Annotated in this window: 24 protein-coding genes; 10 read left to right on the top strand and 14 right to left on the bottom strand. The window is 61.0% G+C overall.

All coding sequences use genetic code 11. From position 1 onward, the window contains the following. From ACW9I6_RS02405 to ACW9I6_RS02395, 3 genes are all read right to left on the bottom strand, one after another. Window positions 1–2,577, bottom strand: coding sequence for a fimbria/pilus outer membrane usher protein (locus tag ACW9I6_RS02405; RefSeq protein WP_457338807.1), 2,577 nt, complete (start codon window positions 2,575–2,577; stop codon window positions 1–3). Window positions 2,578–2,618: 41 nt separating this feature from the next. Then, complete coding sequence (locus ACW9I6_RS02400; protein ID WP_003218892.1) at window positions 2,619–3,314, bottom strand: fimbrial biogenesis chaperone; 696 nt, start codon at window positions 3,312–3,314, stop codon at window positions 2,619–2,621. 67 nt (window positions 3,315–3,381) lie between these two features. After that, a complete protein-coding gene (locus ACW9I6_RS02395; protein ID WP_003218890.1) occupies window positions 3,382–3,960 on the bottom strand; it encodes a fimbrial protein in 579 nt (192 codons plus the stop codon). Between the two features lie 437 nt (window positions 3,961–4,397). On the opposite strand from ACW9I6_RS02395, the gene mqo reads away from it, so the two are divergent. Continuing rightward, entirely contained in the window at window positions 4,398–6,044 is a 1,647-nt protein-coding gene (gene mqo, locus ACW9I6_RS02390; RefSeq protein ID WP_003218888.1) for a malate dehydrogenase (quinone), read from the top strand. An 86-nt stretch (window positions 6,045–6,130) separates the two neighbouring features. Here mqo and ACW9I6_RS02385 read toward each other — a convergent pair whose 3' ends face one another. After that, entirely contained in the window at window positions 6,131–6,784 is a 654-nt protein-coding gene (locus ACW9I6_RS02385; protein WP_307517111.1) for an NADPH-dependent F420 reductase, read from the bottom strand. Window positions 6,785–6,881: 97 nt separating this feature from the next. Here ACW9I6_RS02385 and ACW9I6_RS02380 point away from each other — a divergent pair, with 97 nt between their 5' ends. After that, window positions 6,882–7,778 carry a LysR family transcriptional regulator gene (locus ACW9I6_RS02380; protein ID WP_173883044.1) on the top strand — a complete coding sequence of 299 codons (897 nt, stop codon included), beginning with the start codon at window positions 6,882–6,884 and terminating at the stop codon, window positions 7,776–7,778. Here the strand turns inward: ACW9I6_RS02380 and ACW9I6_RS02375 are convergent. Continuing rightward, entirely contained in the window at window positions 7,775–8,623 is an 849-nt protein-coding gene (locus tag ACW9I6_RS02375; protein ID WP_134325972.1) for a LysR family transcriptional regulator, read from the bottom strand. The two genes, ACW9I6_RS02380 and ACW9I6_RS02375, sit on opposite strands and share 4 nt — an antisense overlap. Window positions 8,624–8,720: 97 nt before the next feature. On the opposite strand from ACW9I6_RS02375, the gene ACW9I6_RS02370 reads away from it, so the two are divergent. Next, the gene (locus tag ACW9I6_RS02370; RefSeq protein ID WP_177080477.1) at window positions 8,721–9,620 is read left to right on the top strand and encodes a DMT family transporter; all 900 of its coding nucleotides are present in this window, start codon (window positions 8,721–8,723) and stop codon (window positions 9,618–9,620) included. Window positions 9,621–9,780: 160 nt separating this feature from the next. Then, window positions 9,781–10,110: a YXWGXW repeat-containing protein gene (locus ACW9I6_RS02365; protein ID WP_023659079.1), complete on the top strand. Its 330-nt coding sequence runs from the start codon at window positions 9,781–9,783 to the stop codon at window positions 10,108–10,110. 15 nt (window positions 10,111–10,125) lie between these two features. Here the strand turns inward: ACW9I6_RS02365 and ACW9I6_RS02360 are convergent, their stop codons facing one another. The 3 genes from ACW9I6_RS02360 to ACW9I6_RS02350 all read right to left on the bottom strand — a co-directional run bounded on the left by ACW9I6_RS02360 (window position 10,126) and on the right by ACW9I6_RS02350 (window position 11,281). Next, entirely contained in the window at window positions 10,126–10,500 is a 375-nt protein-coding gene (locus ACW9I6_RS02360) for a hypothetical protein (protein WP_032899669.1), read from the bottom strand. A gap of 74 nt (window positions 10,501–10,574) precedes the next feature. Then, window positions 10,575–10,970: a PIN domain-containing protein gene (locus ACW9I6_RS02355; protein WP_003218874.1), complete on the bottom strand. Its 396-nt coding sequence runs from the start codon at window positions 10,968–10,970 to the stop codon at window positions 10,575–10,577. Next, on the bottom strand, window positions 10,967–11,281 hold the full coding sequence (locus tag ACW9I6_RS02350; RefSeq protein ID WP_457338806.1) for an AbrB/MazE/SpoVT family DNA-binding domain-containing protein: 315 nt from the start codon (window positions 11,279–11,281) through the stop codon (window positions 10,967–10,969). Before ACW9I6_RS02350 ends, ACW9I6_RS02355 begins: the two co-directional genes overlap by 4 nt. A gap of 98 nt (window positions 11,282–11,379) precedes the next feature. On the opposite strand from ACW9I6_RS02350, the gene ACW9I6_RS02345 reads away from it, so the two are divergent. Continuing rightward, window positions 11,380–11,772, top strand: coding sequence for a RidA family protein (locus ACW9I6_RS02345; protein WP_003218870.1), 393 nt, complete (start codon window positions 11,380–11,382; stop codon window positions 11,770–11,772). A gap of 1 nt (window position 11,773) precedes the next feature. On the opposite strand, the gene ppnN is transcribed toward ACW9I6_RS02345, so the two are convergent. Both ppnN and ACW9I6_RS02335 read right to left on the bottom strand, forming a co-directional pair. Further along, entirely contained in the window at window positions 11,774–13,147 is a 1,374-nt protein-coding gene (gene ppnN, locus ACW9I6_RS02340) for a nucleotide 5'-monophosphate nucleosidase PpnN (RefSeq protein WP_003218868.1), read from the bottom strand. A gap of 147 nt (window positions 13,148–13,294) precedes the next feature. Continuing rightward, window positions 13,295–14,119, bottom strand: coding sequence for an aspartyl/asparaginyl beta-hydroxylase domain-containing protein (locus tag ACW9I6_RS02335; RefSeq protein ID WP_177050884.1), 825 nt, complete (start codon window positions 14,117–14,119; stop codon window positions 13,295–13,297). Between the two features lie 384 nt (window positions 14,120–14,503). Here ACW9I6_RS02335 and fabV point away from each other — a divergent pair, with 384 nt between their 5' ends. Continuing rightward, window positions 14,504–15,697 (top strand): enoyl-ACP reductase FabV, encoded by a 1,194-nt coding sequence (fabV, locus tag ACW9I6_RS02330; RefSeq protein WP_008437660.1) that lies wholly within the window; start codon window positions 14,504–14,506, stop codon window positions 15,695–15,697. A gap of 100 nt (window positions 15,698–15,797) precedes the next feature. Then, entirely contained in the window at window positions 15,798–16,421 is a 624-nt protein-coding gene (locus tag ACW9I6_RS02325; protein WP_457338805.1) for an HAD family hydrolase, read from the top strand. On the opposite strand, the gene ACW9I6_RS02320 is transcribed toward ACW9I6_RS02325, so the two are convergent. Further along, on the bottom strand, window positions 16,418–17,323 hold the full coding sequence (locus ACW9I6_RS02320; protein ID WP_102368413.1) for a LysR family transcriptional regulator: 906 nt from the start codon (window positions 17,321–17,323) through the stop codon (window positions 16,418–16,420). The genes ACW9I6_RS02325 and ACW9I6_RS02320 overlap by 4 nt on opposite strands. 103 nt (window positions 17,324–17,426) lie before the next feature. Between ACW9I6_RS02320 and ACW9I6_RS02315 the strand changes: the two genes are divergently transcribed. Continuing rightward, window positions 17,427–18,596, top strand: a complete 1,170-nt coding sequence (locus tag ACW9I6_RS02315; protein WP_457338804.1) for an acetylornithine/succinylornithine family transaminase — start codon at window positions 17,427–17,429, stop codon at window positions 18,594–18,596. Window positions 18,597–18,661: 65 nt separating this feature from the next. On the opposite strand, the gene punR is transcribed toward ACW9I6_RS02315, so the two are convergent. Continuing rightward, window positions 18,662–19,594, bottom strand: a complete 933-nt coding sequence (punR, locus tag ACW9I6_RS02310) for a DNA-binding transcriptional activator PunR (protein ID WP_003218855.1) — start codon at window positions 19,592–19,594, stop codon at window positions 18,662–18,664. A 122-nt stretch (window positions 19,595–19,716) separates the two neighbouring features. Here punR and punC point away from each other — a divergent pair, with 122 nt between their 5' ends. After that, complete coding sequence (gene punC / locus ACW9I6_RS02305) at window positions 19,717–20,910, top strand: purine nucleoside transporter PunC (RefSeq protein WP_457338803.1); 1,194 nt, start codon at window positions 19,717–19,719, stop codon at window positions 20,908–20,910. Here the strand turns inward: punC and ACW9I6_RS02300 are convergent. After that, entirely contained in the window at window positions 20,907–21,740 is an 834-nt protein-coding gene (locus ACW9I6_RS02300) for a nucleoside-binding protein (protein ID WP_177028733.1), read from the bottom strand. The genes punC and ACW9I6_RS02300 overlap by 4 nt on opposite strands. A 144-nt stretch (window positions 21,741–21,884) precedes the next feature. Next, window positions 21,885–22,835, bottom strand: coding sequence for a LysR family transcriptional regulator (locus tag ACW9I6_RS02295; protein WP_177040078.1), 951 nt, complete (start codon window positions 22,833–22,835; stop codon window positions 21,885–21,887). 172 nt (window positions 22,836–23,007) lie between these two features. Between ACW9I6_RS02295 and ACW9I6_RS02290 the strand changes: the two genes are divergently transcribed. Then, window positions 23,008–24,519 (top strand): nucleobase:cation symporter-2 family protein, encoded by a 1,512-nt coding sequence (locus ACW9I6_RS02290; RefSeq protein WP_010176247.1) that lies wholly within the window; start codon window positions 23,008–23,010, stop codon window positions 24,517–24,519. The last annotated feature ends 68 nt before the right edge of the window (window positions 24,520–24,587 follow it).

The following is a 24,587-nucleotide window of genomic DNA, read 5'->3' as shown; positions in this document are numbered from 1 at the left end:
TCAGGAATCCTTGGCACCCGACCCACCGGCCGCGCGCTCACATTGAATATTCATTTGGGTGATGCCGCCGTCGGCAGGCGCTGTTTCGTCCAGCTTCAATTCACGGCTGCACCACGGCTGGCCGTCGACGCTGACCAACAACCGCGCCTCGGGCGGCACGCCGGTCAGGAACGCGCGGCCTTTGTCGGCCACCAGGGTGTTGCCGAGGGCGCGGCCATCCGGGGCAAACAATTCGGCGCGGGCGGCAAACGGCGCTGCTTCGCCAAGGGGGTCGCTGATGCGAAACAGGATGCGTTGGCCGCGCCGGGTGTCGAAGTCGGCCAGTACAAACGCGCCGCGGTTTGGCGTGACTTCCTGCACCGGCTCGGCGATGTCGACGTCAGACGGCATCGACTGGGTGTCCAGCGACACGCGGTTTTTGCGATAGGGCAGGGCCTGCGGCACCACGGTGTAGCCATTGCTGTTGGTGCGCACACCGCGCTTGTTGCTGATGCCCACGTCGGCGGCGCCCGGTGTGGCGACGATCACATTGGTTTCGCCCAATGGCTGGCTGAACATCAGGTTGCTGCCATACGCCACCACCGAACCTTCGACGCCCATGTCCAGTTGGCGGCTGCCGGTGGTCTCGTTATAGGCACCGCGCACAATCGCGTTGGGCGCGTCGTATTGCGCGGCGAAGGTGCCGCCGGTCTGGCGTTGCGCGCCGCTGACTTGCTGCGACACACCCGCGCTGTAGGCCAGCGTATCGTCCTCGAACGCGTTGCCGCTCAGGGTCGCGGTGCGTGATGCCGAGCCCCGCGCGCTCTGGTTCATGTTGGCCGTAACGCGCTGGCTGCGCGTGCCGCCCAGGGGCATGCTGATGCTCAGGGACAGGCTGCGGTCGTCGCTGTTGGCGCCTTTGTTCAGGCCCAGCCCAAGGGAGTAGGAAATGTCCCCGACGCTCGCGCTGTATCCCAATTGGATCGAGGTGTCGGCCTTGCTCTTGTCCCAGTAGGCGGTTTTCGACACGTTGGCATAGACCCCGCCGTAGCCGCCCAATTGCTGCGACACGTTGGCGGTGAAGTTGCTTTTCATGTGGCCGCTGCGGTACGTGTCCAGGGTTTGCTCGGTGCTGCGGCTGTTCAGCGCTTCGTTGAACGAGTAGTAGCCGCCGGTGGAGTAGCGGTAGCCGATCAGGCTGAAGTTGGTGTCGGTGGCCGCCAGGGACTTGGAATAGCGAAAGCGAAACGACTGGCCGCTGGACGTGGTTTTCTCCCGGCCCACGGCGTCGCTGCGGGCGTGGGTCACGTCCACCGAGATCGCGCCAAAGCCGGCAAAGTCGTGGGCAAAACCCAGCAGGCCGGCGTTGTATTGATTACTCAGCAGGCTGCCGCCAAACAGCGTGGTGCTGCCGCTCAAACCGCGTCGTAGGGAGGCCTGGATAAATGTTGGGGTTTGCTGCACAAAGGACGATTGCGCCGGGCGGTATTGGCCGGCGAATACCGAATAGCTTTGCTGGCCTTCGCGCAGCATGTAGGGCACCGACGAGAACGACTGGGTGTAGACCTGGCGCTGGCCGTCCGGGCCTTCCACGGTGACTTCGATGTCGCCATTGCTGGCGGTGGGGTACAGGTCGGTCAAGGCGAACGGCCCCGACGGCACCCATTGCTCATGGATCACATAGCCGCGCTGGCGGATGATCACCCGCGAGCGGCCATTGGCAATGCCGCGAATCACCGGGGCGAATTCGCGGGCCTGGTCGGGCAGCATGTCCAGATCAGAGGCGATGCCCAGCCCGCGATAGGGGATCGCGTCAAACAGGTCGCCTTCGGTGGTGGAATCGCCCAGGGTGGCGATCGCCATCATATTGCCCATGTCGCGCTGGGCGTAGGTTTCCAGCGACTCCCAGCGCCCGGGCGTGGTGCTGCCTTTTTGCCAGGTCGAAAAATTGCGCAGGCGCCAGGCCCCGGCATTCACGCCGCTCCTCAGGCTGCCGAACTGGTCCTGGCGGCGGCCGGTATCGGACTCCACGGTGCTGCCGGTGAAGCTGTAGTTGGTGAAGGCCACCTGTTCGCCGTTACTCCATTGCCGACGGCGCACTTCAAAAGGGATGCTGCCCAGGTAGGCCTGTGGGATTTCAATCGACAGGATCTGGCGGTTGAAGTCGTAGTCGTAGCTCACGCCGGCCAGGCCCTGATCGAACGCAATGCAGGTGGGGTCGGCGTCGGTGCGGTTTTGCAGGGCCGTGTCGGCCACGCCCTGGGCGCGGAAGAACTCGACATCCAGGCAGGGGAACAGGCCGGTGCTCGAGCGTTCCTGGGTGCCGGTGGCGCGGATGAAACGCACATCACGCTGTTCGATCGAGCGCTGGTTGAGCTGGATATCCACCCGGTAAATCCCCGGCAACTGGCCGTCGCTCATGGCGCTGACCTGTTGTTTCACAGCGGCCGAACTCTGCCCGCCGCCGATTTCGAGAAACGACGCATCGAACTCGTAGCCGGCGTGTGCGGGGGCCAGGTGCAAGGCGGCGGCGGCCACGAGCGGGCAGCCGAAAGCCTTCACGGCGCAACGGCGCATGACTGGGAATGAACGGAGCATGGTCGTTCCTGAAAAGGCGTTCCGGGGTTGTCGCGTGGGTATCAGTGAATGCGGATGACGGGGGCGGTCACGATGCTGCCGTAGTCATCGATGTAGCTCAGTTGCACTTCATCGCCGGCCTTTGCCTGGATCGGCAGCTCACGCGCTTCGCCTGGGCGCAGCACATCCGGCGCCTGGGTGATCGGCAGGCCGTTGAGCTTCAGTTCGCTGACCACCACGTGCAGCTTGGAGGCGTTATTGACGGCCAATGCACCCGCTTGGGCCTTCCAGTTCACTTGCGCCACCGCGTCCTTGAGCGAACCTTTGAGGCCGGCCGGGCGGTAGAACAGTTTGATCGTGGTCTTGAGCGCGATCTGCAGCACGTTCTTGCCTTTTTGATCGTCGCTCATGGCCGGGATTGCCTTGACGTTCATCAGGAACAGGCTTTCGCGGTCCTGGGGCACTTCTGGGCCACCGGTAAAAATGATGCGCAGGATATTTTCCTTGTCGGCATCCAGCCGGAACAGCGGCGGCGTGACGATAAAGTTATCGACGCTTTCCTCGTTGCCACTGCCGAAGTGGCTGACCCAGGACTGCACGAGGTAAGGCGAGGTGTCGTCGCGGTTGCTGACGCTCAGGTTGGCTTCGTTGGAAGCGCCGTCGTAGATCAGTCGCGTGGCGCCGACGGTGACGGCGGCGTTGGCGGCGCTGTGCCAGAGCGGCAGCAGGGCGAGCAGAAGATAGACTTTCAAACGCATGACAGGGGGACCTCCGGAAGCCCGCGGGCCGGCGCGCGAACGCCTGGCCCACGGTGTTGACGAGCAATTACTTGTAGGTAACGTCGAAGCTGGCCAGCGCGTGCACCTGACCGGTGCTGATGCCGGAGGTGGTCACCGCGTCGTCGCCTTCACCGGTGGTGGTGTCGGCGACGGTGCGCACGTAGGCAGCGGTAAAGTCGAAGGTATTGGACTGTGCACGCAGGTCGTAATCGGCGGTCGGCGTGTTCAGTGGCAGTTTGTTGCCGTTACGGGAGTCGGTGATCTGGATCGCGATGCCGCGCACCTGGTTTTCACCGGTCAGGCCCAGTAATGTCGGGTCGCTGGCGTCTTGCTGGCCGCTGAAGGTGATCGCGACGTTTTTACGGGTCGCGGTGCTGCAGTTGTCCAGGCTGATGGAAAACGGCTTAGCTTTATCGGTGAGCACCGAACCCACGGTGGGCGCGAAGTCAGCGATGCGCACCGGGTCCAGAGTCACCGACTTGTTCACGTCGCCGGTGGTGATGGTGCAGGCGTTATCGGTGACGGAACCGGTGAATTCGATCTGCCCGTCCGCCGCCTGAGCGGTGCCGGCCAGCAACCAGCAAGCGCCGCAGGCGAGGGTGAGTTGGCTCAGTTTGTTCAGCATTGCAGTGCCTCTTTTAAGAGAAGGAAGGTTGTCTGCCTACCCGTCAGGTAAGCCAATCCATAGTGCAATGCTGTGTTTTAGAGGCACATGAGACGAATCTTAAAAACTGGCGAACTGATGGCCGCCCGACCGCTGAGTCCATATAAGGCGCCGAGCGTGATATTCTGCGCGCCATCTTGGTCTAGCCTCTATCGAGTACGTACACCCGTATACGTCCCGGTGGTTAGCTGGCGCCCAGGTAGCTGAAGCCAATAATGATAAGAAGTCAGCGCAGAAGGGACATAAAAGTGAGGTCGATACGTCGGCCTTGTGTGCCCACCCTGCGGTCCCCGAATGAATGTGCACACCCCGCGGTGCGTTGCCTGGCGCAGCGTGATTGAGGGTTGCCCATGATCAGGGGCAGTGGGGCGGATGGCGTTTTATCATAGGTGCTACTGATGTTTAAAAAAGTAAACACTGCCCTGCTGGGGCTGGCTTTGTCGATGGGGATCACTTCCGTTCACGCGGAAGAGGCAAAGAAAGTCGATGTGCTGCTGATCGGCGGCGGCATCATGAGTGCAACCCTGGGTGTGTGGCTCAATGAGCTGCAACCGGACTGGTCGATGGAGATGGTCGAGCGCCTCGATGGCGTGGCCGAAGAAAGCTCCAACGGCTGGAACAACGCCGGTACCGGTCACTCGGCTTTGGCTGAGCTGAACTACACCCCGGAAGACAAGAACGGCAACGTTGAGATCCCGAAAGCGGTCGAGATCAACGAAGCGTTCCAGATCTCCCGTCAGTTCTGGTCCTGGCAGGTTCAGCAGGGCGTCCTGAAGAACCCGCGTTCGTTCATCAACTCCACTCCGCACATGAGCTTCGTGTGGGGCGATGACAACATCAAGTTCCTGAAGAAGCGTTACGAAGCGCTGCAGGCGAGCCCGCTGTTCGCCGGCATGCAGTACTCCGAGGACCCGGCGCAAATCGCCAAATGGGTTCCGCTGATGATGGAAGGGCGTGACCCGAACCAGAAAATCGCGGCCACCTGGACCCCGATCGGTACGGACGTGAACTTCGGCGAGATCACGCGCCAGTTCGTCGCTCACCTGCAAACTACGCCGAAGTTCGACCTGAAACTGTCGAGCGAAGTGCAGGACATCACCAAGAACGCCGATGGCACCTGGCGTGTCAGCTACAAGAACCTGAAAGACGGCACCAAGACTGAAACCGACGCCAAGTTCGTGTTCATCGGCGCGGGCGGCGGTGCACTGCACCTGCTGCAGAAGTCGGGCATTCCTGAAGCCAAGGAATACGCGGGCTTCCCTGTTGGCGGTTCGTTCCTGGTCACCGATAACCCAACGATTGCCGAGCAGCACCTGGCCAAGGCCTACGGTAAAGCTTCCGTTGGCGCACCGCCGATGTCGGTTCCGCACCTGGACACCCGCGTGCTGGATGGCAAGCGCGTGATTCTGTTTGGCCCATTCGCTACCTTCTCGACCAAGTTCCTGAAAGAAGGCTCGTACCTGGACCTGCTGACCAGCACCACCACCCACAACATCTGGCCAATGACCAAAGTCGGTATCCGCGAATACCCACTGGTCGAGTACCTCGCCGGCCAACTGATGCTGTCGGATGACGACCGCTTCAAGGCGCTGCAAGAGTACTTCCCGAACGCCAAGAAAGAAGACTGGCGCCTGTGGCAGGCCGGTCAGCGTGTGCAGATCATCAAGCGTGACGAAGAGCAGGGCGGCGTCCTGAAACTCGGTACCGAAGTGGTCAGCTCCGCCGACAACACCATCGCCGGCCTGTTGGGTGCATCGCCAGGCGCGTCCACCGCGGCTCCGATCATGCTGACCGTGCTGCAGAAAGTGTTCAAGGAACAGGTTGCTTCCCCGGCCTGGCAGGAAAAGCTGCACCAGATCGTGCCTAGCTACGGCACCAAGCTGAACGACAGCCCTGAAGCCGTGGCTAAAGAATGGGCCTACACCGCCAACATTCTGCAGCTGACGCCTCCACCTGCGATTCCGCAGCTGACTGCTCCGAAAGCCACCGAGGCTGCAAAGCCTGCGGCTGAGCCGAGCAAGCCAGCTTCTGACCTCGCGCTGTAAGACGTTGGTGAGGTCCTGATTCAGGATCAACCCGATGTAAAAAAAGCCCGCTGAACCGGTAACGGTCAGCGGGCTTTTTGCAGGTGTTACCAGCGCACGGGCAACTCGACCTGCCGCTCTGCAGCTGCCAACGCTGCCTTCAGTCCCTCTTTATCCAGAGGTATGCAGTAGGCCGGCTTGGCGCGTTCAAACCGCCAGCTCTCATCCAGCCCACCGGCATCTACTGCGTCGAAGCCGATCTCGTCCAGCAGGGCGATGACTTGCGCCTTGGCTGCCGGGTCATCCGCCGCGACCGGGAGCGCGCGCCGGTCGGGTGCGCCGCGGCTGCGAGCATCCTGGGTCAGGTCCGGCGCCAGGATAGCGTTGAACACTTTCACCACATTTGATTGCGACAGGTGCTCGGCCACCAACCGACTGGTGGTGGTTTCAAAGCGGTCGAGCACGGGAATATGGCCGTCGCGGTTCGGGTAGTAGTTGTTGGCATCCATCACGGTTTTGCCTTCCAGCCACTGCGCCGGCACGCTGCGGTAATGTTCGAACGGAATCGCCAGCAGGACCAGTTCGCCAAATTGCGCGGCGTCTTGCGCAGTACCCACTTGAACCCCACGAATGCCACTCAGCACGCTGCTCATCGACTGCGGGCCGCGGGAGTTGCTCAACATCACTTCATGGCCGGCCGCCAACGCCAACTGCGCAACGGCGCGTCCGATAAAGCCTGCTCCGATGATGCCAATTTTCATGTCGGTGCTCCTGAGTTGAGAGAGACGTTATGATGATTGGCTACTGGATGAGGATAAATGGCCGTTCTGGTCTTGGTGTTGTTACTCGGAGTTGTGAATGATGGACCGCCTTTCAAGCATGAGTGCCTTTGTGATGGCTGCCGAGCTGGGGTCCTACGCCCGTGCTGCCGAACGCCTGGGAATGTCGCCGCAGATGGTAGCCAAGCATGTGGCGGCGCTGGAGCGGCGGCTGGGCGCACGCCTGCTCAACCGCACCACACGCCGGCAAAGCCTGACGGAGTTGGGAAGCGCGTACTACGAGCGCTGCAAACATATCCTGACAGAGGCAGAGGCCGCAGACTCCCTCGCCCAGATCATGAATGACACACCACGGGGCAAGCTCAAGATCAGCGCCCCGGTGACTTTTGGCTCCTACAGCCTGATGCCACTGGTGACCGAATTTTTACGCGATAACCCCGAGGTGGAAATCGACCTGCACCTGACCGACCGGTTTGTCGACCTGGTGGAGGAGGGCTACGAAGTGGCGTTCCGTATCGGCCCGCTGGCGAACAGCAGCCTCACCGCCCGGCCGCTGCAGCCCTACCGCCTGGTGGTCTGTGCGGCACCCAAATACCTGGCCGAGCGCGGCACGCCGCTGACGCCCGCTGACCTTGAACACCACGAGTGCCTGGGATACGCCTACTGGTCACGCCCGGCGGATCGCGAATGGTCGTTCTACCAAGGCGCCGTCCTGCACAAGGCGCAGGTTGCCAGCCGCCTGCACGTGAATGAAAGCCGGGCCTTGATGTCGGCCGCGCGGGATGGTTTCGGGATTGTGCTGGGGCCTGAGGATTTCTTGCGCTCGGCCCTCAAGAGCGGTGAGTTGGTGCGAGTGCTGCCGGACTATGAGGCGCCAAGTCGGCAGATGCATTTGCTCTACACCGCGAATCGCCAGCGCACCGCCAAGCTGCGGCGATTTGTCGATGCGGTGCTGTTGCGTTTCGGACCACCCTAGACGCTGAAGCCGGCCTTGACCTGCTCATACAGATGCAGTGCCAACAGGTTGCTGCTGTCGCCAAGCAGGTACAGGTGATGCAGCGGCAGCGGCGGCAGTTCAGCTCCAGCAATCTGGCGCGTCAATCCCTTACCCATGCGGCTTTCTTCCACCAACCCCACCGCCATGCCACTGCGGATACACGCTTCAACAGCGGGCGAACTCGCGCTTTCCAGCAGCACCCGATAGTAAGTGCCGTGCTCCTTCAGCGCTCGAATCGCTGCAGCGCGATAAGGGCAACCTGTCAGTTGCACGGCAATCGGCAGCGGCGCCTGCGGAGGGCAGCTGAAGTGTTCGGCGGCCACCCACAGCGGCTGGATTTCTCCCAGGCGCTCGCCTTGTTCCAACGGCTGGGCGCTGACAATCAGGGCCAGGTCCAACTGCCTGCTGGCGAACAGCGTGAGCAGTTCGCCACTGGAGCGCGCCTCTACCTCCAGTTCCAGCAGTGGGTTGTCGGCGACCAGGCGGGGCAGGAACTCCTGCATGAAGTCTGGCGCGTAGGAATCAGGCAAACCCAGGCGAATCTTGCCCTGCATGCGTTGCGGCGTGAGGGAGGCCAGCAAGCGGTCGTGGCTCTTGAGGAATTCGGTGGTTTCGCCCAGGAGTTTCTTGCCGTACATCGTCAGTTCAACCCCCTGGTTGCTGCGGCTGAACAGGCGTTGGCCGACCTGGTCTTCGAGCTTCTGGATCTGCGTGGTCACCGTCGAGGCACTGCGATGCACATGATTGGCCGCTTCGTTGAATCGCTGGAAGCGGGCCACCGCGTGGAAAGTGCGCAACAGGTCAATATTCAGTTGTTTGCTCATGATTCCACTTTTAAGGATTAGTGGTACAGATTATTCAAATATACAGAATCATGCGCGGCACTTAGCCTTTTGGTCAATCAAGCGAACCGGAGGCTCAATGAAGCGATCAACCGTGGGGCGGTTGCTGTTACAGGCGGTGTTCGTGCTGTCGTGGAGTTCGGGGTTTATCGGCGCGAAACTGGCGACCCGGAGTGATGGCGTGTTCAACGTGCTGTTTTGGCGTTTCTTGCTGGTATCGTTGTGCCTGGCGCTGTTTTTGAACGTGCGGCTGCTGAAGGTTTCCTGGGCACAGATCCGCCATCACGCGGTGGTGGGTTTCCTCTCGCAGTTTCTCTATTTGACCTGTGTCTACGTGGCGATCCAGAACGGTTTGCCGCCGGGGATTGCGGCGATCATCGCGGCCCTGCAGCCATTGATGACGGCGGCGCTGTCATCGGGTAGCCACGCCGAACGCAGCGGCGGCTGGCAGTGGCTGGGGTTGATGATCGGTTTTGCCGGCGTGTCGATCGTCATCTTCGGGCAATACCGCAACAGCGGGGCCGAAGTCGGGTGGGTCATGTATGCATTGCCCCTGGTGTCGGCACTCGGTCTGACCGTGGCCACGCTGTACGAACGGCGGGCGGCCCGCACTGACTCCGGCGACCTGAGCCTGGCGTTGTTTATCCAGTCGTTGCTGACCTTGATCGGCTTTGCTGCAGCGGTGCTGTACACCGATACGCTGAGCATTCCGCGGACCCCCGACGTATTGATCTCCATCGTTTGGCTGACGGTGTTCTCTACCTTCGTGGCTTACCTGAGCCTGTGGATGTTGTTGCGCGTAATGACGGCTACCCATGTGGCGACATTGGTGTACCTGGAGCCTCCCGTGACACTGGTGTGGGCGGCACTGATGTTTGGCGATGAGATTCATGCGTCGACGTATGCAGGGATCGCCGTGGTGGTGGCCGGGCTGATTCTGGTGCGACTGAAACAGCCGGTCGCAGTCTATGCCTCTTGAAAAGGTCAGTTTTTCTTTACCTGCTGTCTGCCCGTGGGTTCAGCAAGCTGACAGTTGGCACCTGTTAAAAAGTCTTATGGCCGAGCAGGAGCGCGGCTGGAACAAGGGGGCATTTTTTTTACCGGTATAAACGCTGGGCGGTCACGCCCGAGGATTCTGTATGTTGTTACGTTATGCGGCATTGGCGGCTTTGGTCGTCGCGGCTTCCGGGTGTGTAGAGGAGCGGGTCGTACATGATCGACGACCGGTGCAGCGTGAATATGTAGAAGTCGTCGCGCCGCAACCGCCGCCGGTGCAGGTCATCGAGGTCGAGCCCGAAGGGCGGCCAGGTTACCTGTGGTCGCGTGGCTACTGGCGTTGGGAAGGCGGGCGCTATGTGGCGGTTCACGGCCACTGGGAGCCGGTACGGCCAGGTTATCGTTATGTTCACCCGCATTGGGAGCAGCGTAACGACGGCTATCACTGGCAGGGCGGCGGTTGGGTTCGCTGACCGTTTTCCGATGGCTTAAATCGGCTTCTTCGTACCCAGAAGCCGAACTTCCCTGAGCAGCGCCGCGCCCAACTGGCCGGTGCCAAGCTCCTTGTAACCTACAGCTTTAACATCGCCATTCTCTTCCGCCTGGATGAGGATCACCGGTGTTTCCTTGCCGGTGCCTTCGTCGACATGCATGGCGTACTGCGGGATATCCAGCTTGATCGGCGTGCCTGCCGCCTTGCCCTTCACATTGATCAGAAACGCCGCACAACCGGTGTCCACATCCTGACTGGTAGCGGAGCGACCGCTGACGAAGCAGGTGTCGGGCAGGTCGGGCCAGGCGATGGCTTCGGCGAGGGTCAATGGGGACGTTAATGCCAGGCCGGCGAGAAAAAGCGTGCGCACGTTGGTCTTGTCTCTGGATAAAGTCAGTAAGGGCATTTTCTACCAAAGCCTTGACGCTTCTGCAACGCGACGCCTCAGGTCAGCCGCCGCATACCTGTAGCCTTGGCCGCGCTGACATCAAATGTCGCCGTATATTCACAGCCTGCTGCGTGGGCGCAGCGTTCAATCAGGCAGTCGGCGAAATCGGCCCTGGTGCTTGTAAATCGCCGGAGTGCCTGCCAGATAACGTCGGCGTGCTCTACGGTCAGTTCGCGGGTACGCAGCAGCGTCTCCAGGACCGCAACCACTTCACTCTTGGCTGACTGGTAACTGGACTGCAGGACCCACACCAATTCCACTACTGAAACCAGGCTGACAAAACCCGGCGAGGCAGTGGTGAGCGACTCGATCAGTCTGGATGCCTTTGGCGATTGGACGGGATCATCCTGGGTGACGTAACGCACCAGCACATTGGTATCCAGTCCAATCATCGTGCTTTGGCTCCCTGTGCAGCGATGGCCAGGTTCATTTCTTCGATGCTGACGGGCTTGGCGGGTTTGCGGATCAGCCCTTTGAGGTCCAACACAGTCTTGCTGGCCGCGATGATCGCAAACTTGCCCTCTTCCATTTTGACGAATTCGACCCGGTCGCCAGTGTTCAGCCCAAGTGCGGCCCTGACTTGAACGGGAATGGTTATTTGGCCTTTTGAAGTGAGTGTGGCGGTAGCCATGTTGAAAGCCTCTCTCGTGATACTCCTTACCTTAGGGTAAGGAATAGTGGAGGGCAAGATCCATTGGTCCATAGGTTACTCATCTGGCGTGGGTGGGTCGGAACAGGTAAAACGATAGTCCGAACGTTTCCCGTCGACACGCCTGAAACCAGCCTTAAGAGATACAACATATGACCGACCGCCACCTCATCATCCCCACTTCCATGCACCCCATCGTCGAGCGCGCCGGCTACGTCCCGGCCGTAAAAGTCGGCAAGACCCTGTACTGCGCAGGGCAGGTCGGCCGCACGGAACACCTGGAAGTCATCACCGATCCCGAGGCACAGTTCGTCGCCGCCTGGGAGAGCCTGCGCCTGGTATTGGAGGAGGGGGGCTGTACGTTTGAAGACGTGGTCGACATGACCACCTACCACGTGAACATGAGCGAGCACATGGCGGTTTTCCGTGAAGTGAAAAACCGCCTGTTCCCTCGCGGGTTGTGCGCCTGGACGGTCATTGGCGTATCAGAACTGGCCAACCCAGGCTTGCTGCTGGAGATCAAGTGCGTAGCGGTTCAGCGCTGACTCACTGCACCACGCGGTAGCACGGCACGTAGGCGGCGCCGCCTGGCAGTTTCATCCGGTGCTGCTCTACGAACGCCTTCAGCAACTCATCCAGCGGTTTCATGATCGCCGGGTCGCCATGAATCTCATACGGCCCGTTCTGCTCGATCAGGCGGATGCCCTTGTCCTTGACGTTGCCCGCCACAATCCCCGAGAACGCCCGGCGCAGGTTGGCCGCCAGTTCATGGGGCGGCAGCGCGTGGCTCAGTTGCAGGCTGGCCATGTTGGCGTGGGTCGGGTCGAACGGGCGCTGGAAGCCCTCGTCGATCTTCAGCAGCCAGTTGAAGTGGAACGCGTCGTTGCGCTCGCGGCGGAACTGTTTGACCGCTTTCAAGCCGACGGTCATCTGCCGGGCCACCTCAGCCGGGTCGTCAATGATGATCTGGTAATGAGCCTGGGCCGCTTCGCCCAGGGTCGCGCCGACGAACGCGTGCAACTGTTGCAGGTACGGCGCGGCGTGTTTCGGCCCGGTGAGGATCACCGGGAACGGCACGTCGCGGTTGTCCGGGTGCATCAGGATGCCCAGCAGGTACAGGAACTCTTCGGCGGTGCCGGCGCCGCCCGGGAAGATGATGATGCCGTGGCCGACGCGCACGAAGGCTTCCAGGCGCTTTTCGATGTCCGGCAAAATCACCAGCTCATTGACGATCGGGTTCGGCGCCTCGGCGGCGATGATCCCCGGTTCGGTCAGGCCCAGGTAGCGCCCGCCGGTAATGCGTTGCTTGGCGTGGGAAATGGTCGCGCCCTTCATCGGGCCTTTCATCACGCCGGGGCCGCAGCCGGTGCACACGTCGAGGCTGCGCAGGCCGAGTTCGTGGCCGACTTTCTTGGTGTATTTGTATTCTTCGGTATTGATCGAGTGCCCGCCCCAGCACACCACGATCTTCGGCTCGACGCCCGGGCGCAGGGTGCGGGCGTTGCGCAGCAGGTGGAACACGTAGTCGGTGATGCCCTGGGAGCTGCTCAGGTCGATGCGCTGGCTGTCCAGTTCGTTTTCGGTGTAGACGATGTCACGCAGGGCGCTGAACAGCATCTCCCGGGTACTGGCGATCATTTCACCATCGACGAACGCGTCAGCCGGTGCATTCAACAGTTCCAGGCGCACGCCACGGTCCTGCTGGTGGATGCGCACTTCGAAATCTTTATAGGCGTCGAGGATGGTCTTGGCGTTGTCGATGTGCGCGCCGGTGTTGAGGATGGCCAGGGCGCATTGACGGAAGAGGGTGTAGATGCTGCCGGTACCGGCTTCGCTCAGTTGCTGGACTTCACGTTGCGACAGCGTTTCAAGGCTGCCTTTAGGGCTTACGGAGGCATTGATGACTTGTCTTTGGGGCATTCTGATTCCCTGAAAGCACAGCCACCGGACCATGCATGGCCAGTGGCTTGAGGATAGTGCGCGCCGTTTTCGGTCGCATTGGACTGGCATTTTCCCCGGCACTGGAGCCGAGCGCAAACACCGTCGCGCACCATCATGCCGCAGAAGTTACTGAATCAGCTTCCAGTTTTTGTAGAAAAACCGACGCAGGGTAAAGACTGCTCCGGCAAAGCCCGCGATCAGGCCGTTGAGCACCGACGGCACCAGGGTTGGCCGCACGATGTCGATGAACAGGCAGTAGCGCTTGGCGTCGTTCTTGTTGAAGGAGGCATGCATCAGCGTGTCATCGAAGATAAACAGCGGATCATCGTGCCAGTAGTGTTTGTGCTTGCCGACCTGGATGTAGACGCCATCGTGATGGGGCGCCGGTGCCATGTTGTAGAGCACGCGGAACATCATGCGCAGCGGGCCGAAGTGAAACGAGGTGGAACGGTTTTCGTTGAATACCGACACGCCGATGGTTTTCACGTAGGGCAGTTTTTCCCGCAGTTGCGGGATATCCAGGGTGGTCTCGATCGGGCGGCCGTACCATTGGAAAAACAGCATGCCGCGTTTTTTCTCGGCCATGCGCTCATCCAGGTACTGGATGATCTCGTCTTTGTTGGCCATGGCGTCGTCGATCACCTTTTGCAGGTCTTCGCGCCAGGCCGGCGGCAAGTCGTTCATTTTATAAACGTGGCGATTACGCTGGCTCAACAAATCGAACAGCGTGTTGAACGGTGCCAGCAGCCAGGTATTGCGCCCGTTGCCGATGAAATACTTCTTGATGGTCGCGCTGTCGTACAGGCCATTGCGTAGGAAGTCATACAGTCCACAGAACACCACCAGCAGCAGAAACACCAGGGTGGTCTTGGGGAAGCAATAAATGAACAGCAATACGCCAAGGACCCAAGCGGCGGATGCCAGGCGTTTGCGGATGACACTCTTACTCATGAAACTGGGCTCCATCGGACGGTTTTCGATTGCTTCAAAACCGTCCGCGATTGACTGGCAGGCCAGGCAAAGGAGTCAGTCAACCCGTGGGCATCATGCCCGAGCCGAAACATATCGAAATAATATGGTCATGATAGGGTGTTATCGCCCTCACGTGGCGTTTTAAATGCTGGAAATTTGTGAAGTCGCAGCACAGATTTTTACCGTTGTCCCCCTAAAATGCCTCGGCGGATGGTCAGGTCGGCGGTGTTGCGGATAGCATTTTGTGAACAGAAGATTTGCGACTATCGTGACGCTTCGGTTTTCCGGGCGTCATAGACCGGTACGATTGACGCTGTAATGGCCACCATTGGCCTTCGGCACCTTGGAAGAGGCAGAAATTTTATGATCATCAAACCGCGGGTTCGTGGCTTTATCTGTGTGACCGCTCACCCGGTTGGCTGTGAAGCGAATGTCAAAGAGCAGATCGACTACGTGACCGAACACGGTGCCATTGAAGGCGGCCCGAAAAAGGTGCTGGTCCTCGGGGCTTCCACCGGCTACGGCCTGGCCGCGCGCATCAGCGCTGCCTTTGGCTGCGGCGCCGACACCCTGGGCGTGTTTTTTGAGAAAGAAGGCGAAGAAGGCAAGCTCAGCTCTGCCGGCTGGTACAACAGCGCCGCCTTCGAGAAGTTTGCGCTGGAAAAAGGCCTGTACGCCAAGAGCATCAACGGCGATGCGTTCTCTGACGAGATCAAGCGCCTGACCATCGAAACCATCAAGAAAGACCTCGGCAAGATCGACCTGGTGGTCTACAGCCTGGCCGCGCCACGCCGTACCGACCCGCAAGGCGTGGTGCACAACTCCACCCTGAAGCCGATCGGCAAGGCTGTGACCCTGCGCGGCATCAACACCGACAAGGGCGTCGTGGTCGACACCACCCTCGAACCGGCCACCCAGGAAGAAATCGACGGCACCGTGAAAGTCATGGGCGGCGAAGACTGGCAGCTGTGGATCGACGCCCTGCGTGACGCCGACGTGTTGGCCGAAGGCGCCAAGACCACTGCGTTCACCTACCTCGGCGAGAAGCTGACCCAGGACATCTACTGGAACGGCTCCATCGGCGAAGCCAAGAAAGACCTGGACAAGAAAGTCCTGACCCTGCGCGAAAACCTCGCGGCGCTGAAAGGCGACGCCCGTGTGTCGGTACTCAAGGCAGTAGTGACCCAGGCCAGCTCGGCGATCCCGATCATGCCGCTGTACCTGTCGTTGCTGTTTAAAGTGATGAAAGAGCAGGGCACCCACGAAGGTTGCATCGAGCAGGTCTACGGCCTGTTCAAGGACAGCCTGTATGGCAAAGAGCCCAAGCTCGACGCCGACGGCCGCCTGCGTGCCGACCTCGCGGAACTTGAGCCTAAGGTTCAGGACGCGGTAGCGGCCCTGTGGGATCAGGTCTCCGATGACAACGTCAACGAGATCAGCGATTTTGCCGGCTACAAGGCGGAATTCCTGCGCCTGTTCGGTTTCGAGATCGACGGCGTGGACTACGACGCTGACGTGAATCCGACCGTGAAGATCAAGGGCCTGATTCAGGCTTAAGCGCTTGCGGTAACGAAGAAGCGGCCTCCAGGGGCCGCTTTTTTGTGCGCGTCATGCCAGACTGCGCCCGTTATCACACCCACGCTAACGGAGGATCTACATGACGATTCGTGCAGTCGTTTTTGATTTCGGCGGTGTCCTGTTCGACTGGAACCCGCACCATCTCTACCGCCAGCTGATTACCGACGACCGGGAGCGCCAACGGTTCCTGGACACCGTCTGCACCCAGGCCTGGAACACCGAGCAGGACGCCGGGCGTAGCCTGGCTGAGGGCACCCGCGCGCTGATCGCCGAACATCCGCAGCATGCACCACTGATCCAGGCGTACTACGACCGCTGGCACGAGATGCTGCGTGGTTCATTGCCGGAGGGCGTGGCGATCCTCGAAGCCTTGCATGAGGCGAAGATGCCGCTGTTCGGCCTGACCAACTGGTCCGCCGAGACCTTTCCCTATGCCCGCGCCAACTATCCCTTCCTGCATTATTTTCGCGACATCGTGGTGTCCGGCGAAATCAAGCTGATCAAGCCCGATCCTGCGATTTACCACGCCAGCCTGGCGCAGGTGCGCGCCCATCTGCCGGATATCCAGCCGGGTGAAGTGGTGTTTATTGACGATGTAGCCGGCAATACCGAGGCGGCTACTGCGCTGGGTTGGCAGGGGATTCACCACGTGTCTGCCGCGCAGACCCGGGAGCGCTTGATCGAGCTGGGGGTGAGCCTCTAGCGCGCCCATTTCTCCATGACGAAGTCCACAAACGCCCGCAGCTTGGGCAGGCGATAGCGGTCCTGGGCGTACAGCAAATGCATGGGCCGGCTGGGCAGTTGGTAGTCCGTCAGTAATGCCACCAGTTTCCCGGCCCGCAGGTCTGGCTCGACCAGGGCGTCAGGCAGCATCACGATGCCCATGCCTTCCAGGGCAGCCTGGCGCAAGGCCTGCGAACTGTTGATGGTCAATGAGCCGGAAACCGGAATTTCCACTTCGCCCTCTGCGCCGCGCATTCGCCACAACTTGTCGGCGTTGCGCCAATCGTCGGTCGCCGGGTAAGCGAACGCCAGGCAGTCATGTTGCTGCAGATCATCGGGGCGTTGAGGTGTGCCACGGCGCGCCAGGTACTCCGCAGAGGCGCAGAGGGTGATGGTGTAATCCTGCATGGGGCGGGCAATCAGGCTTGGCGCGTCCAGGTCGCCCAAGCGGATGGCCACGTCGAAGCCGCTGTCGACCATGTCCATCCGCTGGTTGCTCAGCACCACGTACAGCTTGATCTGTGGGTAGCGCTGGGAAAATTCGCTGAGCGCCGGTGCCAGGCGTTCGGTGCCAAAGGCCGGTGGTGCGGTGATCCGCAGCAGCCCCTTGGGCACGTCACTGTTGGCTTGTTCGGCCATCTGCTCGGAGTCGGCCACCAGGCCCAGCACCTCCAGGCAACGTTGGTAATAAATCCCGCCAAACTCGGTCAGGCTTTGCTTGCGCGTGGTGCGCTTGAGCAGGCTGACCCCCAGGCGTTGTTCCAGCGCGCGCAGGTGATTGCCGACCATGGTGGTGGACATGCCGCACGCCTGCGCCGCCGCCGTCATGCTGCCGGCTTCCACCACTTTTACGTACACCGTCATCGCCTGGAACAGATCCATTATCAAGCCCTGGTTTAAAGTGATCGCAGTGTTGTGCAGTTTATCCAGCTCGGGTGGCTAACGATACTGGTGCCATCACTACGATGCACTGGAGCTTGATGCCATGACCGCCGCCTGCCTGATGACCACTTATCAACCGTCGCCCCTGAGCTTTACCCGTGGCCTTGGCACGCGCCTGTGGGACCAGCAGGGCCGTGAATACCTGGATGCGGTGGCAGGTGTGGCGGTGACCAACGTCGGTCATTCCCACCCGCGGCTGGTAGCGGCCATCAGTGAGCAGGCCGGTTTGCTGCTGCACACCTCCAACCTCTACAGCATCGACTGGCAGCAGCGCCTGGCCCAGCGCCTCACCCGGCTTTCCGGGCTGGACCAGGCGTTCTTCAACAACTCCGGTGCCGAAGCCAACGAAACGGCGCTGAAGCTGGCCCGGCTGCATGGCTGGAAAAAGGGCATCGAACAGCCGCTGGTGGTGGTGATGGAGAATGCCTTTCACGGGCGCACCCTGGGCACCCTGTCCGCCAGCGACGGGCCTTCCGTGCGGTTGGGATTTCAAAAACTGCCGGGGGACTTTATCAAGGTCGGCTTCGGTGACTTGAAGGCGCTGGAGGCCGTGACCCGGGAGTTTGGCCCGCGCATTGTTGCGGTGCTGCTTGAGCCGATCCAGGGCGAAAGCGGCGTGCAAGTCGCGCCGCCGGGCTATCTGAAAGCCTTGCGCGAGCACTGCAGCCGGCAAGGCTGGTTGTTGATGCTCGATGAGATCCAGACCGGGATCGGCCGTACAGGTCGCTGGTTTGCCTTCCAGCATGAAGGCATCGTGCCTGACGTGATGACCCTGGCCAAAGGCCTCGGCAACGGTGTGCCGATTGGCGCGTGCCTGGCCCGGGCCGCTGTTGCGCAACTGTTTACCCCCGGCAGCCACGGCAGCACCTTCGGCGGCAACCCGCTGGCCTGCCGTGTCGGTTGTACGGTGCTGGAGATCATCGAAGAACAAGGCCTGCTGGACAACGCGGCGCAACAGGGTGAGCGGCTGCTGGCGCGCCTGCGGGTGGAATTGAACGAGCATCCCCAGGTGCTGGCGATTCGCGGGCAGGGGCTGATGATCGGCATCGAACTGGCAACACCTCAGCGCGACCTGGCCCAGCGCGCGGCGCAAGAGCATGGCCTGCTGATCAACGTCACGCGGGGCAAGATCATCCGCCTGCTGCCGCCGCTGACCATCGATGCCAAGGAAGTGGAGATGATCGTGCGAGCACTTTCCCGGCTTCTGGACTAAACACGGATGAGGCTGACGCGGAGCGTCACTGGCTGCATTCCCACGCAGAGCGTGGGAACGATCAGTCAAACGGGGTAGCCGGAGCCCACCTGCACCCCGTTCAGCCATTCCTGATTCAGGGTCTCGGTATCCCCCAGGTAATCCAGCAACCAGGCCATGGCCGGCGACAGTTTGTTCTGTGCCCAGGCCACGCACGACGGGCTGGCAGGGAAGGGCCGGGACAGTTGCAGGGCGCTCAGCTCGCCGCGCTCGATCCACGGCTGCACCAGGTGCGCCGGTGCCATGCCGACGCACAAGCCGTCCCGCAGGCAATCAATCGCCGAAGCCCAGTGCGGCACCACCAAACGACGCTGGTTATCCAGGGTCCAGGTGTCGCGCTTGGGCAGGTTGCGCGAGGTGTCGGTCATGCACAGGGAGGCGAAGGGCCGCAATTGGTCATCGCTGAGCAGGCCTTCGACCGCTGCCAGCGGATGCCGGCTGCTGACCACGCACAGCCAGTTCAGCAGGCCCATGTCACGAAATGTGAATTGACTGGCCACCGGCACCGCGCTGGTGGCGCCGATCACGATATCGGTGCGGTCATCGGCCAGGGCATCCCACACCCCGTTGTACACCTCGTAATCCAACAGCAATTCCACCTCCGGGAACTGCCGATAGAAATCCAGTACCAACTGCCGGCAGCGCTGCTGTTTAACGATGGAATCCACCGCGACTTTCAACTGGCCACTCCAGCCATTTGCCACTTGCTGGCACAGCCGGCGGGTGCCGAGCATTTTTTTCATGACGCCGCGGGCTTCGTCGATGAACAATTTACCTGCGGGTGTCAGCTCCACATCCCGATGCCGTCGGACGAACAGCGGCACCGCCAGCCATTCTTCAAGTTGCCGCACTGTGTAGCTGATGGCTGACGGCACGCGGTGCAGTTCCTGGGCGGCGGCGCTGAAGCTGCCGTGGCGGGCCACTGCATCCACCACATCCAGGGAATATTCAGACCACATGGGATTTGTCTTCAAAATTATTGATAAGAGTGTCCAATTATTATCGCTTCACAGGGATTTGCTCAGCTTCATAATAGGTGCCAGTCAGCAAATAGTTTGATGGCAGGTTATACAAGGCTTCAATGAAAAATTCTTTTGGATTCACCTGGTACCTGGCGGGGCTGAGCATGCTCGGCTATCTGGCCATGGATATGTACTTGCCGGCGTTTGGCGCCATGGGCGAGCAACTGCAGATTTCCCCCGGCGCGGTGGGCGCGAGCCTGAGCATTTTCCTCGCCGGCTTTGCCGTCGGGCAGTTGCTGTGGGGGCCGCTATCCGACCGGTTGGGACGCAAGCCGGTGCTGCTTACGGGCCTTTCCCTGTTTGTGCTCGGCTGCCTGGGGATGTGCTGGGTCGAGACCGCACCGCAGCTGTTGGCCTTGCGTTTTGTCCAGGCGATTGGCGTGTGTTCCGCCGCCGTCAGCTGGCAGGCGCTGGTGATCGACCGCTACCCGGCGGACAAGGCCCATCGGGTGTTCGCCGGCATCATGCCGCTGATGTCACTGTCTCCGGCCCTGGCGCCATTGCTGGGAGCGCTGATGCTGAATCACTGGGGCTGGCAGGCGATTTTCGGTGTGTTGTTGGTGGTTTCGCTGCTCCTGCTGCTGCCTACGTTGTTTCTCAGGCCGCTGCCGAAACGCCTGACAACCGACGGCGAACCGTCCCGAATCGGCTATGGGCAATTGCTCAAGTCGCGGGTGTTCACCGGCAACGTGATGATCTTTGCCGCATGCTCGGCCAGTTTCTTCGCCTGGCTTACCGCCTCGCCGTTCATCCTTGGCGGGATGGGCTACAGCCCGAATGACATCGGCTTGAGCTACGTATTGCCAACGCTGTCGTTCCTGATCGGTGGCTACAGTTGCCGCAGTGCGTTGCAGCGGTTCCAGGGCAAGACTTTGTTGCCGTGGCTGCTGCTGGCGTACTGCATCAGCATGGTCGCGCTGTACCTCGTCGCGACCTTGACCGTGCCGACGCTCGCCACCTTGCTGATTCCGTTCTGCCTGATGGCCCTGGTCAATGGCGCCAGCTACCCGATCGTGGTGGCGAATGCACTGATGCCGTTTGCGGAAAATTCCGGCAAGGCGGCGGCATTGCAGAACACCTTGCAGTTGGGGTTGTGCTTCCTGGCGAGCCTGATCGTGTCGTCGATGATCGACCAGCCGCTGTTGATCACTGCGATCGTGATGCTGGCGACCGCGCCATTGGCCGTGTTGGGCTACTGGCTGGCGCGACCGAAGGTCGACGATGGCGATGCCGACCTGGTGCGCGCCCGCTAGAACGTCACTTCCATGTTCACCGTCGGCGTTGACGTGCGGCTACCCCGGCCGCCGTCCACGCCGAACTTGTTATGCCAATACTCATAGCCGACGCCCAGGTAGAGATTGGGCTTGACGCCTTTGCCCGGACGCACCGCCACCATCAGCGCGGTGCGCATCAGGGTTTCCGGCGCGGTGTCGCGGCCATGGAAGTCCTCGCCCTTTTCCCCGACGTGATTGATAAACCCCTGAAACTTCGCCCCGTGGTTGCCGATCTCGAAAGGCCGCATCCAGGTCAGGTTGAGCATGTAGGTATCGTCGAAGGTGTGATCGGGTTCTTTCGCGCCAGGGATGCCGGAATGGTTTCTTTCCTTGTAGTACATCAGGCTCAGGTCCAGCACGCCGACGGTGTTGAACTTCAAGGTCGGGCCAATCACCAGTGCGCGTTTTTTCGCCGAGGCCAGGTTGTTGTTGCGGTTGGCGTCAAAGCCGAAGGTGAGGGCGTAATCCTTGATCACCCCGGTGCCCAGCGGTACATCGAATACCCGTGAGGCATACAGCTGATGCCGGTACACGGCATACACTTCGCTGCCGCCGTGGTCGGTGCCCTTGCGCGGGTCGCGGCTGTCGGACAGGAACACATCGAGGTTCAGGTAGTTGCTGCCGTACTGGTAGCCGCTGGCGTGGGTGAAGCTGTAGATGCGCTTGCTGAATTCATCCGGGTTGTTCGGGTTGGTGAACTGCTGGCCGTAGCGAAATCCCAGGCTGTTGTTCATCCATTCCAGCGCGACAGCCTCCCCGCCGCCGAACAATGTGAGTAATACGGTTGCGCCGTGCAGTGCCTTTTTCATTGTTTTAATTCCTTTGGCGTTTTGGCTCATGGCGACCGCGCAAGGGTCGCCGGGCGCAGTATCGGCACATCCGTTGTAGGTTCCAAAGAACAGAATCTCGCCTGGGCCGATGCCAAAACGGCAGCACTGAAACTGGCCTGAGAGTCAGGAAATACGCGGCGCCCAGGGTGTTTCCTGATGTTCGCGCAAACTGATTTCTTCACTGAGCAGATGGGCCATGGCTTGCACCGCCATCGGCAAGTCCCGGTCTTTGCGGGCGTACAAGCCCAGGTCGCTGAAGATCCCGCCCTGGTCGCTGAGCGGAATGTGCAGCAGTTCGCCGCGGGCTAAATCCACCTCCACGCCAATGCGCGTCTGGAACGCGATGCCCAGTTGCTGGCGCGCCAGTTGCCGGGCCAGCTCCATCGAGTTGCTGTGCAGCAGTGGCTTGTTCGTCGCCGCCGAACGCTTGTGCAGCGGTGCGATCAGGTGGTGAACCGAGAGCTCGCTCTTGGCCTGGATCACCCCGTGTTCACAGCAGCGCGCGTAACTCACGCTGCTTTCACCGGCCAACGGATGCCCCGGCGCCATCAACGCCCCCAGGCGGAAATGGCCGACACACACCTGGATGGTTTCGCTGCTGCGCGGTAAGGCAAAGGCCAACCCCAGGTCAGCCTGGCCGTTGACCACCGCACCGGGAATCGATTGCGAACCTTGTACCGTGACGCCAATAGTCACTTTCGGATAACGCTCACGCATGCGCTTGAGAGCGGCGGGCAGCAGTTCCACAGTGGCGCCCTCCACCGTGGCGATTTCCACATGGCCGGTCTGCACGCCGTTCAAGCCATCCAGTTCACCGCGCACGCGCTCCACGTCCTGCAACAGGAAACTCACGTGGCGGGTCAGGATTTCCCCGGCCGCCGTCAGGCGCAGGCCGCCGGGCAGGCGCTCGAACAGCGCCGCGCCCACCTCGTCTTCCAGCTTGAGGATCTGCCGGTTCACCGCCGAAGACGCCACGTTCAGGCGGCGCGCGGCTTCGCGGATCGAGTGGCAGCGGCGAACCATGTCGAAGTAGTAAATCGCCGGGGCGTGGATGCGCAGCTTGCGGTTGAGCATTTTTTTCAAGTCCTTGTGCGCAGCGCTTCGAGCCACGGGGCAGGGCGGCTGAATGGATTTTTGTAACGGCGTTCAGGGTGTTCTTGTGAAAATGATTGTATACAACTCTATGGACATCCAATCTTTCTATTGCATACAGTGAGTGCACAACAAAAACAGAGAACCCCTCACCATGACTATCCCGAAGGCGTCACCGCAGCGGCCAGAAGATGAGAATCTCGGCGTCGCGGCCAACATGGCTTACGGCCTGCAGCATGTGCTCACCATGTACGGCGGCATCGTGGCTGTACCGTTGATCGTCGGCCAGGCGGCCGGGTTGTCGCCGGCCGATATTGGCCTGCTGATCGCTGCCTCGCTGTTTGCCGGAGGCCTGGCTACGCTGTTGCAAACCCTGGGGCTGCCGTTTTTCGGCTGCCAGTTGCCGCTGGTGCAAGGGGTGTCCTTTGCCGGGGTGGCGACCATGGTGGCGATTGTTGGCAGCGACGGTGCGGGTGGCATCCCGGCGATTCTCGGGGCGGTGATGGCCGCCTCCCTGATAGGCCTGCTGATCACCCCGGTGTTCTCGCGAATCACCAAATTCTTCCCGCCGTTGGTTACCGGGATTGTGATCACTACCATCGGCCTGACATTGATGCCCGTCGCCGCCCGCTGGGCCATGGGCGGCAACAGCCGCGCCGCAGATTTCGGCAGCATGCCGAACATCGGCCTGGCGGCGCTGACCCTGGTGCTGGTATTGCTGCTGAGCAAGATCGGCAGCGCGACCATCTCGCGGCTGTCGATCCTGCTGGCGATGGTGATCGGCACGGTTATCGCGGTGTTCCTCGGCATGGCTGACTTCTCCAGCGTGACCCAGGGCCCGATGTTCGGCTTTCCCACACCCTTCCATTTCGGCATGCCAACCTTCCATCTCGCGGCGATCATTTCCATGTGCATCGTGGTGATGGTGACGCTGGTGGAAACCTCGGCGGACATTCTGGCAGTGGGTGAAATCATCGACACCAAGGTCGACTCCAAGCGCCTCGGCAATGGCCTGCGTGCGGATATGCTGTCGAGCATGTTTGCGCCGATCTTCGGCTCGTTCACCCAGAGCGCGTTTGCACAAAACGTCGGACTGGTGGCGGTTACCGGGGTCAAGAGCCGTTATGTGGTCGCCACCGGTGGGATATTCCTGGTGATCCTCGGCCTGCTGCCATTCATGGGGCGGGTGATTGCGGCAGTGCCGACTTCGGTGCTGGGCGGGGCCGGGATCGTGCTGTTCGGCACCGTGGCTGCCAGTGGTATCCGGACCTTGTCCAAGGTCGATTACCGCAACAACATGAACCTGATCATTGTCGCCACTTCCATCGGTTTTGGCATGATCCCGATTGCGGCCCCGAGTTTCTACGATCACTTCCCGAGCTGGTTCGCGACCATTTTCCACTCGGGGATCAGTTCGTCGGCGATCATGGCGATCCTGTTGAACCTGGCGTTCAACCACTTCACCGCGGGCAACTCGGACCAGCAGTCGGTATTCGTCGCCGGGACGGAACGCAGCCTGTGCTTCCAGGACGTGGCGGCGTTGCGGGACGGGGATTACTTCAGCGGCGGCAAGCTGTTTGATGCCGAGGGCAAGGAAATTCCGTTGCTGGAGGAAGTGCCGAAGAAAGCGGCGGTGCACGGCAGGGCGCAGACCAGCGAGGTGTAACAGCCACAAAGAGTCCAATGTGGGAGCGGGCTTGCTCGCGAAGGCGGTGTGTCAGTCGCTAAATATGC

Source organism: Pseudomonas sp. SDO5522_S412 (genome assembly GCF_054071215.1).
The sequence above is the reverse complement of the archived record's forward strand: the minus strand, read 5'-3'. Positions and strand labels throughout refer to the sequence as shown.

Bases quoted from the DNA above. Each gene is read 5' to 3' on its own strand.
- ACW9I6_RS02395 (WP_003218890.1), bottom strand. From the start codon at position 3,960: ATGCTGAACAAACTGAGCCAACTCACCCTCGCCTGCGGCGCTTGCTGG.
- ppnN (WP_003218868.1), bottom strand. From the start codon at position 13,147: ATGCCCCAAAGACAAGTCATCAATGCCTCCGTAAGCCCTAAAGGCAGC.
- ACW9I6_RS02370 (WP_177080477.1), top strand. From the start codon at position 8,721: ATGAAGCGATCAACCGTGGGGCGGTTGCTGTTACAGGCGGTGTTCGTG.
- ACW9I6_RS02320 (WP_102368413.1), bottom strand. From the start codon at position 17,323: ATGGATCTGTTCCAGGCGATGACGGTGTACGTAAAAGTGGTGGAAGCC.
- ACW9I6_RS02335 (WP_177050884.1), bottom strand. From the start codon at position 14,119: ATGAGTAAGAGTGTCATCCGCAAACGCCTGGCATCCGCCGCTTGGGTC.
- ACW9I6_RS02365 (WP_023659079.1), top strand. From the start codon at position 9,781: ATGTTGTTACGTTATGCGGCATTGGCGGCTTTGGTCGTCGCGGCTTCC.
- fabV (WP_008437660.1), top strand. From the start codon at position 14,504: ATGATCATCAAACCGCGGGTTCGTGGCTTTATCTGTGTGACCGCTCAC.
- ACW9I6_RS02350 (WP_457338806.1), bottom strand. From the start codon at position 11,281: ATGGACCAATGGATCTTGCCCTCCACTATTCCTTACCCTAAGGTAAGG.
- ACW9I6_RS02325 (WP_457338805.1), top strand. From the start codon at position 15,798: ATGACGATTCGTGCAGTCGTTTTTGATTTCGGCGGTGTCCTGTTCGAC.
- ACW9I6_RS02400 (WP_003218892.1), bottom strand. From the start codon at position 3,314: ATGCGTTTGAAAGTCTATCTTCTGCTCGCCCTGCTGCCGCTCTGGCAC.
- ACW9I6_RS02290 (WP_010176247.1), top strand. From the start codon at position 23,008: ATGACTATCCCGAAGGCGTCACCGCAGCGGCCAGAAGATGAGAATCTC.
- ACW9I6_RS02385 (WP_307517111.1), bottom strand. From the start codon at position 6,784: ATGAAAATTGGCATCATCGGAGCAGGCTTTATCGGACGCGCCGTTGCG.
- ACW9I6_RS02300 (WP_177028733.1), bottom strand. From the start codon at position 21,740: ATGAAAAAGGCACTGCACGGCGCAACCGTATTACTCACATTGTTCGGC.
- mqo (WP_003218888.1), top strand. From the start codon at position 4,398: ATGTTTAAAAAAGTAAACACTGCCCTGCTGGGGCTGGCTTTGTCGATG.
- punC (WP_457338803.1), top strand. From the start codon at position 19,717: ATGAAAAATTCTTTTGGATTCACCTGGTACCTGGCGGGGCTGAGCATG.
- ACW9I6_RS02345 (WP_003218870.1), top strand. From the start codon at position 11,380: ATGACCGACCGCCACCTCATCATCCCCACTTCCATGCACCCCATCGTC.
- ACW9I6_RS02375 (WP_134325972.1), bottom strand. From the start codon at position 8,623: ATGAGCAAACAACTGAATATTGACCTGTTGCGCACTTTCCACGCGGTG.
- ACW9I6_RS02405 (WP_457338807.1), bottom strand. From the start codon at position 2,577: ATGCTCCGTTCATTCCCAGTCATGCGCCGTTGCGCCGTGAAGGCTTTC.
- ACW9I6_RS02295 (WP_177040078.1), bottom strand. From the start codon at position 22,835: ATGCTCAACCGCAAGCTGCGCATCCACGCCCCGGCGATTTACTACTTC.
- ACW9I6_RS02355 (WP_003218874.1), bottom strand. From the start codon at position 10,970: ATGATTGGACTGGATACCAATGTGCTGGTGCGTTACGTCACCCAGGAT.
- ACW9I6_RS02315 (WP_457338804.1), top strand. From the start codon at position 17,427: ATGACCGCCGCCTGCCTGATGACCACTTATCAACCGTCGCCCCTGAGC.
- ACW9I6_RS02380 (WP_173883044.1), top strand. From the start codon at position 6,882: ATGATGGACCGCCTTTCAAGCATGAGTGCCTTTGTGATGGCTGCCGAG.
- punR (WP_003218855.1), bottom strand. From the start codon at position 19,594: ATGTGGTCTGAATATTCCCTGGATGTGGTGGATGCAGTGGCCCGCCAC.